The sequence below is a fragment of the Streptomyces sp. NPDC024555 genome (assembly GCF_055559335.1).
Genome location: NZ_JBVHKV010000002.1, coordinates 240,850 through 253,279 on the forward strand (window position 1 = coordinate 240,850; position 12,430 = coordinate 253,279).

A 12,430-nucleotide genomic window follows, 5' to 3' on the forward strand; every position below is an offset into this window, starting at 1 on the left:
GTACCGGCGTTGGTGGCGTGAGTTAACCCCGCTGGAACACGACCGTCAATACTTCACGTCGAAATTGGTCCGGACCCATTTCGAGGGCATCCGGAGACGGTGATTGTGTTCAACTAATGAACGCGCAGACCTCTTGACGTGAACACGTGGGTGCCGTTCACTCCTGCCTCGTCCGACGGCACTTCCCCCACGCTCCCGCCGAGGAAGGCATCCAGCCATGACCCGTTCAGGAAGGGCGGCGAGGGCACTGCTCGCCGCCGTGCTCGCGACCGCCGGTCTCTCCGGGCTCTCGTCCGGCACCGCGCAGGCCGCGGGCGAGACGGTGCACATCGCCCTGACCACCACGGACGACGCGGGGGGCCGCCATGTCACACGCGGCCTCCAGGACCAGACCCCGATCACCTTCGCCGCGGGCAGCGGCGGCGCCGGCACCACCGTCACGGTGGACGAGAACACCCGCTACCAGACCTTCACCGGCGGCGGAGCCTCCTTCACCGACACCGCCGCCTACCTGATGAAGAGCAGCGGAGCACTCAGCCAGGCGACCCGTGACGCCACGATGAAGAAGCTCTTCTCCCCCACGGAGGGCATCGGGCTGTCCTTCGTCCGCAATCCGATGGGCGGTTCGGACCTCGCGCGGTACGGCTACACGTACGACGACCTGCCGGCCGGTCAGACCGACCCGTCCCTCGCGAAGTTCTCGATCGCACATGATCTCGAAGACGTGCTGCCGCTGACGAAACAGGCCAAGCAGCTCAACCCGGCGCTGACGACGGTGGCCTCGCCGTGGACCGCGCCGGCCTGGATGAAGGACAGCGGGCAGCTCAACGGCGGCTGGCTGAAGGCGGAGAACTACGGCACCTACGCCGACTACTTCGTGAAGTACCTCCAGGCCTACCGCGACCAGGGCGTCCCGGTCGACTACGTCACCGCGCAGAACGAGCCGACCTGCTGCGGCGGTTACCCCTCGATGAGCTGGAACGGCTCCGGCCTGGCCTACTTCACCAAGAGCGAGCTGCTGCCCAAGCTGGCCGGCGCGGGCCTGGCCACCAAGGTGCTGGCGCACGACTGGAACTGGGACACCTACGACGCGTACGCCGCGGCCACCGTGGACGACGCCGCGGTCCGCAACCACCCCAACTTCGGCGGGGTGGCCTGGCACGGCTACGGCGGCGACATCGCCAAGCAGACGACGGTGCACAACCAGTACCCGTCGATGGACGCCTTCCAGACCGAGCACTCCGGCGGCACCTGGATCGCCGACCAGCAGCGCGAAGACATGATGAACATCATCGATTACACCCGCAACTGGGCGAAGTCGGTGACCAAATGGTCCCTGGCGGTGGACCAGAACCGCGGTCCGCACAACGGCGGCTGCGGCACCTGCGACGGTCTGATCACCGTGCACGACGGGGACTCCAGGAGCGGCCAGGTCGACTACACCATCGAGTACTACACGATGGGGCATCTGACCAAGTTCGTCCGGCCGGGCGCCGCCCGGATCTCCTCCACGGCCAGCTCCACCGTCCCCAACGTCGCCTGGCGCAACCCGGACGGCTCCAAGGCGCTGATCGCGTACAACGGCGGCGGCTCCGCCCAGCAGCTCACGGTCAACTGGGGCGGCAGCACCTTCACCTACACCCTGCCCGCCCGCACCTCGGCGACCTTCACCTGGTCGGGGACGCAGTCCGGTTCGGGCAGCGGCGGCACCTCGGGCGCGTTCAACGGTTCCGGCAAGTGCCTGGACGCGACCGGGAACTCCGGGGCGGACGGCACCCCGGTCCAGATCTGGGACTGCACCGGCGCGGCCAACCAGCGCTGGACGCTCCAGAGCGACGGCAGCGTCCGCACGCTCGGCGCCTGCCTGGACGTGACCGGGGGCTCCACGGAGAACGGGGCGAAGGTCCAGCTGTACACCTGCAACGGCACCGCGGCGCAGCGCTGGAGCTACAACGCCGCGACGGGCGATCTGGTCAGCACGGCGGCGGACAAGTGCCTGGACGTCGTGGACCGTTCGACGGCCAACGGGGCCCGCACCCAGATCTGGACGTGCACCGGCGCGTCCAACCAGAAGTGGCGCCTCCAGTAGCGGCGCCGGCGCTTCCCAGGACGTGGGGGGGGGGGGGGGGGGGGGCGCCCGCCCCCCCCCCCCCCCCCCGGGGGGGGGGGCCCCCCCCCCCCCCCCCCCCCCCCCCCCCACGTCCTACTCGGTGGGCTCGACGCCCGCGCGCAGCAGCCCGTAGGTGTACGCGTCCTCCAGGGCCTGCCAGGACGCGGCGATGACGTTCTCGGCGACCCCCACGGTCGCCCAGTCGCCGGAGCCGTCGCCCGTGGTGATCAGGACCCGGGTGGTGGACTCGGTGCCGGTGCGGCCCTCCAGGATGCGGACCTTGTAGTCCATCAGCTCCATCTTGGCGAGCTGCGGGAAGATCCGCTCCAGGGCCACGCGCAGCGCCCGGTCCAGCGCGTTGACCGGGCCGTTGCCCTCGGCGGTGGCGACGATGCGCTCGCCCTGGGCCCAGAGCTTCACGGTGGCCTCGTTGGCGTGCGTGCCGTCGGGGCGGTCCTCGACGATGGCGCGCCAGGACTCGGTGCGGAAGTAGCGGCGTACCCGGCCCTCGGCCTCGGCGCGCAGCAGCAGTTCGAAGGAGGCGTCGGCGGCCTCGTAGGTGTAGCCCTGGAGTTCGCGCTCCTTGACCCGCTCGACGACGCGGCCGATGAGCGCGCGGTCGCCGCCGAGGTCGACGCCCAGCTCCTGGCTCTTGAGCTCGATGGAGGCGCGGCCGGCCATGTCGGAGACCAGCATCCGCATGGTGTTGCCGACGAGCGCGGGGTCGATGTGCTGGTAGAGGTCCGGGTCGACCTTGATCGCGGAGGCGTGCAGCCCGGCCTTGTGGGCGAACGCGGAGACGCCGACGTAGGGCTGGTGGGTGGAGGGCGTCAGGTTGACGACCTCGGCGATGGCGTGGGAGACGCGGGTCATGTCGGCGAGCGCGCCCTCGGGCAGCACCTTCTTGCCGTACTTCAGCTCCAGCGCCGCGACGACGGGGAAGAGGTTGGCGTTGCCGACCCGCTCGCCGTAGCCGTTGGCGGTGCACTGGACGTGGGTGGCGCCGGCGTCCACGGCGGCCAGGGTGTTGGCGACGGCGCAGCCGGTGTCGTCCTGGGCGTGGATGCCGAGGCGGGCGCCGGTGTCGGCGAGGACGGTGGAGACGACGGCCTGGACCTGGGCCGGGAGCATGCCGCCGTTGGTGTCGCAGAGGATGACGACATCGGCGCCGGCCTCGGAGGCGGCCTTGACGACGGCCTTGGCGTACTCGGGGTTGGCGCGGTACCCGTCGAAGAAGTGCTCGCAGTCGACGAAGACCCGGCGGCCCTGTTCGCGCAGGTGGGAGACGGTGTCGCGGACCATCTCCAGGTTCTCGTCCAGGGTGGTGCGCAGGGCCAGCTCCACATGGCGGTCGTGCGACTTGGCGACCAGCGTGATCACCGGGGCACCCGAGTCCAGCAGCGCCTTGACCTGCGGGTCGTCGGCGGCGGTACCGCCGGCCCGGCGGGTCGCGCCGAAGGCGACCAGCTCCGCGTTGCGGAAGTCGATCTCCTCGCGGGCGCGGGCGAAGAACTCGGTGTCGCGGGGGTTGGCTCCGGGCCAGCCGCCCTCGATGAAGCCGACGCCGAACTCGTCCAGGTGCCGGGCGATGGTCAGCTTGTCCGCGACCGTCAGGTTGATGCCTTCACGCTGGGCGCCGTCGCGCAGCGTGGTGTCGAAGACGTGGAAACTGTCGTCGGTGGGCTTGGCCTTGGTGGTCATGCTGGTCTGACTCCTGTCGGATGAGTGGATCCGGACGATCTGATTCCACTTGCCCCCATCATCCCGCGTGCCTCGCCCCGGCCGTGGTGAGGGCCGGAAAACGAAAAAACCCCTCGCGGGTGCGAGAGGTCTGCGCGCGGGTCTGGGGCACGGTGGCCGTGCCGTACGTGGTGATACGGAACGGTCACTGCGGACCGGCGCGCCTGCTGCCAATAATCATGACGAACGAGGGCACGGAGGCAGTCTCGCACAGGACCGCCCCCGCCCCCCGCCCCGTCTCAGGATGCGGGCGTGATCGTGGTCGCTTCCGGGACGGCCGTGCGCTTCCCCCCGTCGAGGGCGGCGACCCGGTTCAGATCGATGTCCCTGGTCTCGCGCATCGTCAGATAGACGACGAGCGAGACGGCCGCGCACCCCGCCACGTACCAGTAGAAGCCCGATTCGTGACCGGCCCTCTTGAACCACAGCGCCACGTACTCGGCGGTGCCGCCGAACAGCGCGTTGGCCAGGGCGTAGGAGAGCCCGACGCCCAGCGCGCGGATGCCGGTCGGGAAGAGTTCCGCCTTCACACAGGCGTTGATGGAGGTGTAGCCGGTCACCACCAGGAGCGCCAGCAGCGCGAGGCCGAAGGCGGGCCAGAAGGTGTCCGCGTGCCGCAGCAGCGTCATGATCGGCACGGTCAGGAAGGTCGAGCCGACCGCGAAGGTGATGAGCAGCGGGCGGCGGCCGATCCGGTCGGAGAGCATGCCGGCCAGCGGCTGGACGCACATGAAGACGAACAGCGCGCAGAAGCTGACGAGCGAGGCGGTGGACTTGTCCATGCCCGCGCTCTTCGAGAGGAACTTCGTGAGGTACGTCGTGTACGTGTAGTAGGCGACGGTCCCGCCCATGGTCAGCGCCATCACCAGGAAGGCCTCGCGGCGGTGCTGCCACAGCAGCCCCAGGGTGCCCCGGCTCGCGTCGGCGGCGGCCCCGGAGTCCGCGTACACCTCGGTCTCCAGCAGGGAACGCCGCAGGTAGAAGACGATCGCGGCGCCGATCGCGCCGACGACGAACGGGATGCGCCAGCCCCAGCTGTGCAGCGCGGCGTCCGACAGGTTGCGCTGGAGGAGGATCTGGAGGCCGAGGCCGACGAGCTGCCCGGCGGTCATGGAGACGTACTGGAAGCTGGAGGCGAAGCCGCGCCGCTCGGGGGCGGAGGCCTCGGTGAGATAGGTGGCGCTGGCCGCGTACTCGCCGCCGACGGACAGGCCCTGGAGCAGCCGGGCGAGCATCAGGACGGCGACGCCCGCGTATCCGGCGGTGGCGTAGGTCGGGGCGCAGGCGATGAGGACCGCGGAGGCCGACATCAGCGTGACGGTCAGGGTGAGCGCGGCCTTGCGGCCCCTGCGGTCGCCGATCCGGCCGAGCAGCCAGCCGCCGACCGGGCGCATGAAGAAGCCGACGGCGAAGATGCCCATCGTGTTCATGAGGTTGGCGGTCTCGTTGCCCTCGGGGAAGAAGGCGTCGGCGAAGTAGACCGCGAAGGTGGCGTAGACGAACCAGTCGAACCACTCGACCATGTTCCCGGCCGAGCCGACCCAGATTTTCTTCCACTGCTCTCGTCGCATGATCCGTCACCGTGCCCGAAGCGCCGGAAGCCGGACAAGGGCGCACAGCACGGGCGCCACCCGGACGTGTGTGCGCCTCCTCCACGACCGGGTGAGTGCCGGGAAACGGCGGGGCCGCGCCCCCGGGAAGAGAGGGGGCGCGGCCTCGGGAGGGGGACCGTCCTAGCCGAGCGGGTGCATCCAGCCGTGGGTGTCCTCGACGACGCCGCGCTGGATGTCCAGCAGGCGCTCGCGCAGCTTGAGGGTGACCGGGCCGGGGGTGCCGTCGCCCTGGGTCCACTCGCCGCCCGCGCTCTTCACCGTGCCGACCGGGGTGATGACGGCGGCGGTGCCGCAGGCGAAGACCTCGGTGAGGGTGGAGTCGGCGGAGTGGTCGCGCCACTGGCCGATGGAGACCCGGCGCTCCTCGGAGGTGCAGCCGAGGTCCCCGGCGAGCTTGAGGAGCGAGTCGCGGGTGATGCCGGCGAGGAGGGAGCCGGTGAGGGTCGGGGTGACGATGTGGTCCCCGTAGACGAAGTACAGGTTCATCCCGCCGAGTTCCTCGACCCACTGGTGCTCGACGGCGTCGAGGTAGGCGACCTGGTCGCAGCCCTTGGCGGCGGCCTCGGCCTGGGCGAGGAGGGAGGCGGCGTAGTTGCCGCCGGTCTTGGCGTCGCCCATGCCGCCCGGGACGGCGCGGACGCGGTCCTCGGAGAGCCAGATGGAGACGGGCTTCACACCGCCGGGGAAGTAGGCACCGGCCGGCGAGGCGATCACGAGGAAGAGGTACTCGTTGGCGGGCCGGACGCCCAGGCCGACCTCGGTCGCGATCATGAACGGGCGCAGGTACAGCGACTCCTCGCCGCCGTGCGGCGGCACCCAGGCCGCGTCCTGGCGGACCAGCGCGTCGCAGGCCGCGACGAAGGTCTCGACGGGCAGCTCCGGCATGGCGAGCCGGCGCGCGGAGGCCCGGAAGCGCTCGCCGTTGGCCTCGGGGCGGAACGTGGCGACCGTGCCGTCGGGCTGGCGGTAGGCCTTGAGCCCCTCGAAGATCTCCTGGCCGTAGTGGAGCGTCATATTGGCCGGGTCGATCGACAGCGGGGCGTACGGGACGAGCTGCGCGTCGTGCCAGCCGCGCCCCTCGGTCCACTTGATCGTCACCATGTGGTCGGTGAAGTAGCGGCCGAAGCCCGGCTTGGCCAGGATGGCCTCGCGCTCCGCGTCGGACAGCGGGTTCGAGGAGGGCTTGAGCTCGATCGTGGTCGTCATGAGTGCGTGTCCTTCACCGTATTTGTGTGTGTCGGGCCGCGTCCGCGCCTCCCCTGTCAGACAGGTACTAGGACGTCCGAGCTTCACTGCGGCCACGGTCCCGTTCGATTATCGCCCGACGGGGGCCGTGCACGGAAATGACGCGTATGCGGTCCAGGTTCGATGGTGGCACCCGGGGCCGCACAGGAGAAGCCGCCGGGTGCGTCTGCGACCCGGCGGCTTCGTGGTGGAGTCGTCGGATCAGCCCGCTACGCGTACCGCGAGGGCGTCGCCGATCTCATCGGTCGTACGGGCACCGTCGCGCTCCGCCAGGTCGGCGGAGACGGCGTCCTCGATGCGCGCGGCCTCGGACTCGTAGCCGAGGTGGCGCAGCAGGAGGGCGACGGAGAGGATCGTGGCGGTCGGGTCGGCCTTGCCCTGCCCCGCGATGTCGGGGGCGGAGCCGTGGACCGGCTCGAACATCGACGGGAAGGCGCCCGTCGGGTTGATGTTGCCGGAGGCGGCCAGGCCGATACCGCCGGTGACGGCGGCGGCGAGGTCGGTGAGGATGTCACCGAAGAGGTTGTCGGTGACGATGACGTCGAAGCGCTCCGGCTGGGTGACGAAGAAGATCGTCGCCGCGTCGACGTGCAGGTAGTCGGTGGTGACCTGGGGGTACTCGGCCGCGACCTTGTCGAAGGTGTTCTTCCACAGGTGGCCCGCGTAGACCAGGACGTTGTTCTTGTGGACCAGCGTCAGCTTCTTGCGGGGGCGGGCGGCGGCGCGCTCGAAGGCGTCGCGGACCACGCGCTCGACACCGTAGGCGGTGTTGACGCTGACCTCGGTGGCGACCTCGTGCTCCGTGCCGGTGCGCAGCGAGCCGCCGTTGCCGGTGTACGGGCCCTCGGTGCCCTCGCGGACGACGACGAAGTCGATGTCCGGGCGGCCGGCCAGCGGGGTCGCGGTGTTCGGGAAGAGCTTCGACGGGCGCAGGTTGATGAAGTGGTCGAAGGCGAAGCGCAGCTTCAGCAGCAGCCCGCGCTCCAGCACGCCGGAGGGCACGGACGGGTCACCGATCGCGCCGAGCAGGATGGCGTCGTGGCCCTTGAGGGCGTCGAGCTCCGCGTCGGGGAGGGTTTCGCCGGTACGGTGCCAGCGCCGGGCGCCAAGGTCGTACTCCTTGGTCTCCAGCTTCACGTCCTGCGGGAGAACAGCGTTGAGGACCTTGAGGCCCTGGGCCACGACCTCCTGGCCGATACCGTCACCGGGGATCACTGCGAGATTGATGCTGCGAGACATGTCCGCACCTTACTGCGCGTCCCACCCCATGACACGTCACGTCCACCATACGGACACATGGGGAGCTGTACGTGTACCGTTCACCTATCCGACGGTACGGAGACAGCCGGCCGGTGCAGGTTGTCGCCCATGGACATCCCCCGCTTCGGCATCCCCGAGAAGCTCGCCGACCGCATGAGCATGGCCGAGCAGCACGAGTACCTGCGCTCCCGGCTGACCCGGCGCGGTGTGCTGCGCACCGGCGTGGCGACCGCCGCCGTGGCCGGCACCGCCGGGCTCACCGCCTCGCTCGCCTCCTCCCCCGCCCAGGCGGCGCCCTCGGTGCTCAGCTCCGCGACCACCACCCGGGTCGACGGGGCCCTGGTGGCCCCCTTCGGCCGCCACCTGGCCTACGGCGCCGACCCGAAGACGCAGATGACGGTCTCCTGGCAGGTCCCCTTCGCCGTGCGCCGCCCCTACATCCGGATCGGCCTCAAGCCGTGGGCGCTCAGCCGGAAGATCGACGCCGAGGTCCGCCACCTCACCACGCCGCTGCTGGACAACGGCAGGATCGCGGCCGCCGAGCAGTACTACGTGCACGCGGCCCTGGAGCGGCTGAAGCCCGGCACGACGTACTACTACGGCGTCGGCCACGACGGCTTCGACCCGGCCGACACCCGCAACCTGGGCACGCTCGGCACCTTCACCACCGCGCCCGAGCGCGCCCGGAACTTCACCTTCACCGCCTTCGGCGACCAGGGCGTCAGCTACCACGCCCTCGGCAACGACCAGCTGATCCTGGGCCAGAACCCCGCGTTCCACCTGCACGCCGGGGACATCTGCTACGCCGACCCCTCGGGCTCCGGCCGGCCCACCGACACCTACGACGCCCGCACCTGGGACCAGTTCCTCGCGCAGACGGAGACGGTCTCCAAGACGGTGCCGTGGATGGTGACGACCGGCAACCACGACATGGAGGCCTGGTACTCGCCGGACGGCTACGGCGGGCAGAACGCCCGCTGGACCCTGCCGGACAACGGCCCGGACCCGGTGAACCAGCCCGGCGCGTACTCCTTCGTGCACGGCAACGTGGGAGTGATCGCGCTCGACGCCAACGACGTCAGCTACGAGATCCCGGCGAACTTCGGCATCAGCGGCGGCCGTCAGACCCGCTGGCTGGACCGGCGCCTGGGCGAACTGCGGGCGCGGCACGACATCGACTTCCTGGTGGTCTTCTTCCACCACTGCGCCTTCTCCACGACCAACGCGCACGCCTCGGACGGCGGGGTGCGCGAGGCCTGGGTGCCGCTCTTCGAGAAGCACCGGGTCGACCTGGTGATCAACGGCCACAACCACGTGTACGAGCGTACGGACGCGATCCTGAGGAACGCGGTCCGGCGCCCCGTGCCGATCGGCGAGCGCACCGATCCGAGGCGCGACGGCATCGTCTACGTCACGGCGGGCGGCGCGGGCAAGGCGCTGTACGACTTCCCGGTGCCGGACAGCTACGAGGGGCATGTCACGGACCTGGAGAGCGTGGACACGTACCACGTGGCCAAGGGCGGCGCGAAGGCCGCCGAGACCGTGGAATGGTCGCGGGTGCGCTACACCGGCTTCTCGTTCCTCGCGGTGGAGGTCGAGACGGGGCGGCACCCCCGGATGAAGGTCAGCGCGCTCGCCGAGTCGGGGACGCGCATCGACCACTTCGAGATCAGCAGGGGCTGAGCCCCGGCCCCCTGCGGGCGGCCCGGTTCAGTGACCGGTGGAGCCGCCGTTGTCCCTGCGGTCGAGCGCGCGCTGCAGGGCGGCGGCGGCGTTCTGCCGCTCGGACTCGGTGGGGCGGTGGGAGTGGCGGACGCGGCGGCGGACAGTGGTCTCGGCCATGGTGGATCGACTCCTTGAGATCGCGAGGATTTCGAAATCGGCACAGCGTGAGCGTGCTGTCGAGATCAGTGATGTCGAGGTGCCGGAAGGGGCGGGGAGCGGGCGCCGCAGGGGTTGCCTGCGCGGGGCGCGCGCTCACGACCGCCGGTCGCTCGATCAAGCGAGACGTTCGGCTTCTACAAAGCTAAGGCAGCCCTGCCGGTCTGTCTCCACAATTACTCGGACTTCCTACTATCTGAGACGGAGGTTTACGCACACCTCCCCTCCGCTCACATCACGTCGCCGTCCCGCCAGTCGAAGACCAGCAGGTCGGAGCCCGGTTCCCCGGTCGCCGGAAGGGGTGCGCCGCCGGTCCCCCGGACATACGTGCTGCCCTCCTCGTGCGGCAGCCGGACGACGCCCTCCGGGCCCTGGACCGCGATCCGCCCCGGCCAGGGCGTCCAGCCGCGCCCGGTGTACAGCGGGACGGCGCCGGCCGACGCGGCCAGCGCCCCGAAGGCGTACGCCCCGTCGACGACCTCCTCCAGGGCGGCCATGATCCGCCCGCCGAGCCCCCGGCGCCGGTGGCCGGCGCGGACGGCGACGCCCTCCACGTAACCGACCCGGAGCGAGCGCCCGGCGTGCACCGCGCGCCGCTGGATCACGCTGCCGTGCGCGAGGAGCCCGCTGTCGTCGCTCACCCAGGCGTGGATGCCGCCCAGGGTGTGGTCCCAGTCGTGGGCGTCGAACCGCCCCTCGAAGGCGGTGTCCAGGAAGGCGTGGATCTCGTCGAGGAAGGCGGGGGCGAGGGCGGAGGTATGGGCGGTGCGCGGCACGGGCTGGGTCATGGGGCCCAGACTGTCAGCCTTCCGGCCGGCACGGGACGCGCGCATGGAAACCGCCCCCCGGCCGGCAGGGGAACCGGGCGGGGGGCGGGAATCGGGGCGGGGCGCCCGCGGGCGCCCCGGTGGGCGTCAGCCCTGGTGGGGGTAGGTGTACTCGGTCGGCGGGACCAGGGTCTCCTTGATGGCCCGGGTCAGGGTCCAGCGCTGGAGGTTCTGCGGGGCGCCGGCCTTGTCGTTGGTGCCGGAGGCGCGGCCGCCTCCGAAGGGCTGCTGGCCGACGACGGCACCGGTCGACTTGTCGTTGATGTAGAAGTTGCCCGCGGCGTACCGCAGCTTCTCCATCGTGTACGCGGCCGCGGCGCGGTCGTTGGCGATGACGGAACCGGTCAGGGCGTAGTCGGAGACCGACTCCATCTGCTCCAGCATCGCGTCGTAGTTCTCGTCCTCGTAGACGTGGACGGCGAGGATCGGGCCGAAGTACTCGGTCGTGAAGACCTCGTTCGCGGGGTCGGTGCACTCGATGACGGTCGGGCGGACGAAGTAGCCCACCGAGTCGTCGTACGTGCCGCCCGCGACGATCGTGCACGCCGGGTCGGCGGCGGCGCGGTCGATGGCGGCCTTGTTCTTCGCGAAGGAGCGGTCGTCGATGACGGCGCCCATGAAGTGCGAGAGGTCGGTGACGTCACCCATGGTGATCGAGTCGACCTCGGCCGCGAACGCCTCCTTGAAGCCGGCGTTCCAGATCGAGGCCGGGATGTAGGCGCGCGAGGTCGCCGAGCACTTCTGGCCCTGGTACTCGAAGGCACCGCGGGTCAGCGCGGTCTTCAGGACCGCCGGGTCGGCCGAGGGGTGGGCGACGACGAAGTCCTTGCCACCGGTCTCGCCGACGAGCCGCGGGTAGGTGCGGTAGTTGGCGATGTTGGTGCCGACGGTCTTCCACAGGTGCTGGAAGGTCGGGGTGGAGCCGGTGAAGTGGATGCCGGCCAGGTCGCGGTGGTTCAGGGCCACCTCGGAGACGGCGATGCCGTCGCCGGTCACCAGGTTGATGACGCCCTTGGGCAGACCGGCCTCCTCCAGGAGCTGCATCAGCAGCACGGCGGCGTGGGTCTGGGTCGGGGACGGCTTCCACACGACGACGTTGCCCATGAGGGCGGGCGCGGTCGGCAGGTTGGCGGCGATGGCCGAGAAGTTGAACGGCGTGATCGCGTAGACGAAGCCCTCCAGCGGGCGGTGGTCCATGCGGTTCCACACGCCCGGGGAGTTGGCCGGGGGCTGCTCGGCGAGGATCTGGCGCGCGTAGTGCACGTTGAAGCGCCAGAAGTCGACCAGCTCGCAGGGACAGTCGATCTCGGCCTGCTGGGCGGTCTTGCCCTGGCCGAGCATCGTGGAGGCGGCCAGCGTCTCGCGCCAGGGGCCGGAGAGCAGCTCGGCGGCGCGCAGGATGATCGCGGCGCGGTCGTCGAAGGACATCGCGCGCCAGGCCGGGGCGGCGGCCAGGGCGGCGTCGACCGCGTCCCGGGCGTCCTGCTCGGTGGCGCCGGCGAAGGTGCCGAGGACGGCCTTGTGGTTGTGCGGCTGCACGACGTCGACGCGCGCGCCGCCGCCCATGCGCTTGACGCCGCCGATGGTCATCGGCAGCTCGATCGGGTTCTCGCCGAGCTCCTTGAGCTTCGCCTCCAGACGGGCGCGCTCCGGGGTGCCCGGGGCGTAGGAGTGGACCGGCTCGTTGACCGGTGCGGGGACCTGGGTGACAGCGTCCATGGTGTCCGTTGCTCCTTGAGGTAGTCGGATGGAGG

9 protein-coding genes are annotated in these 12,430 nt (G+C 70.7%); 2 read left to right on the forward strand and 7 right to left on the reverse strand.

Translation table 11 applies throughout. The features are described from left to right. Positions 1-217: 217 nt before the first annotated feature. Positions 218-2,089, forward strand: a complete 1,872-nt coding sequence (locus tag ACZ4FH_RS03715) for a ricin-type beta-trefoil lectin domain protein (protein ID WP_467301982.1) — start codon at positions 218-220, stop codon at positions 2,087-2,089. Between the two features lie 114 nt (positions 2,090-2,203). Here ACZ4FH_RS03715 and cimA read toward each other — a convergent pair whose 3' ends face one another. The 4 genes from cimA to ACZ4FH_RS03735 form a co-directional block, all read right to left on the reverse strand. Beyond that, positions 2,204-3,811, reverse strand: coding sequence for a citramalate synthase (gene cimA / locus ACZ4FH_RS03720; protein WP_383644501.1), 1,608 nt, complete (start codon positions 3,809-3,811; stop codon positions 2,204-2,206). 278 nt (positions 3,812-4,089) lie between these two features. Further along, positions 4,090-5,421: an MFS transporter gene (locus ACZ4FH_RS03725; protein ID WP_467301984.1), complete on the reverse strand. Its 1,332-nt coding sequence runs from the start codon at positions 5,419-5,421 to the stop codon at positions 4,090-4,092. Positions 5,422-5,583: 162 nt separating this feature from the next. Then, on the reverse strand, positions 5,584-6,669 hold the full coding sequence (locus ACZ4FH_RS03730) for a branched-chain amino acid aminotransferase (RefSeq protein ID WP_467301986.1): 1,086 nt from the start codon (positions 6,667-6,669) through the stop codon (positions 5,584-5,586). A gap of 240 nt (positions 6,670-6,909) precedes the next feature. Continuing rightward, positions 6,910-7,947, reverse strand: a complete 1,038-nt coding sequence (locus ACZ4FH_RS03735) for a 3-isopropylmalate dehydrogenase (protein WP_467301988.1) — start codon at positions 7,945-7,947, stop codon at positions 6,910-6,912. A gap of 129 nt (positions 7,948-8,076) precedes the next feature. On the opposite strand from ACZ4FH_RS03735, the gene ACZ4FH_RS03740 reads away from it, so the two are divergent. Next, positions 8,077-9,651 (forward strand): purple acid phosphatase family protein, encoded by a 1,575-nt coding sequence (locus tag ACZ4FH_RS03740; protein ID WP_467301990.1) that lies wholly within the window; start codon positions 8,077-8,079, stop codon positions 9,649-9,651. Between the two features lie 27 nt (positions 9,652-9,678). Here the strand turns inward: ACZ4FH_RS03740 and ACZ4FH_RS03745 are convergent, their stop codons facing one another. The 3 genes from ACZ4FH_RS03745 to pruA form a co-directional block, all read right to left on the reverse strand. Further along, the gene (locus tag ACZ4FH_RS03745; RefSeq protein WP_383644516.1) at positions 9,679-9,810 is read right to left on the reverse strand and encodes a hypothetical protein; all 132 of its coding nucleotides are present in this window, start codon (positions 9,808-9,810) and stop codon (positions 9,679-9,681) included. Positions 9,811-10,079: 269 nt separating this feature from the next. Next, positions 10,080-10,637, reverse strand: coding sequence for a GNAT family N-acetyltransferase (locus tag ACZ4FH_RS03750; RefSeq protein WP_467301992.1), 558 nt, complete (start codon positions 10,635-10,637; stop codon positions 10,080-10,082). Between the two features lie 126 nt (positions 10,638-10,763). Further along, positions 10,764-12,395: an L-glutamate gamma-semialdehyde dehydrogenase gene (pruA, locus tag ACZ4FH_RS03755; protein WP_467301994.1), complete on the reverse strand. Its 1,632-nt coding sequence runs from the start codon at positions 12,393-12,395 to the stop codon at positions 10,764-10,766. Positions 12,396-12,430 lie beyond the last annotated feature (35 nt).

Bases quoted from the DNA above. Each gene is read 5' to 3' on its own strand.
- ACZ4FH_RS03745 (WP_383644516.1), bottom strand. From the start codon at position 9,810: ATGGCCGAGACCACTGTCCGCCGCCGCGTCCGCCACTCCCACCGCCCC.
- ACZ4FH_RS03715 (WP_467301982.1), top strand. From the start codon at position 218: ATGACCCGTTCAGGAAGGGCGGCGAGGGCACTGCTCGCCGCCGTGCTC.
- cimA (WP_383644501.1), bottom strand. From the start codon at position 3,811: ATGACCACCAAGGCCAAGCCCACCGACGACAGTTTCCACGTCTTCGAC.
- ACZ4FH_RS03725 (WP_467301984.1), bottom strand. From the start codon at position 5,421: ATGCGACGAGAGCAGTGGAAGAAAATCTGGGTCGGCTCGGCCGGGAAC.
- ACZ4FH_RS03730 (WP_467301986.1), bottom strand. From the start codon at position 6,669: ATGACGACCACGATCGAGCTCAAGCCCTCCTCGAACCCGCTGTCCGAC.
- pruA (WP_467301994.1), bottom strand. From the start codon at position 12,395: ATGGACGCTGTCACCCAGGTCCCCGCACCGGTCAACGAGCCGGTCCAC.
- ACZ4FH_RS03740 (WP_467301990.1), top strand. From the start codon at position 8,077: ATGGACATCCCCCGCTTCGGCATCCCCGAGAAGCTCGCCGACCGCATG.
- ACZ4FH_RS03750 (WP_467301992.1), bottom strand. From the start codon at position 10,637: ATGACCCAGCCCGTGCCGCGCACCGCCCATACCTCCGCCCTCGCCCCC.
- ACZ4FH_RS03735 (WP_467301988.1), bottom strand. From the start codon at position 7,947: ATGTCTCGCAGCATCAATCTCGCAGTGATCCCCGGTGACGGTATCGGC.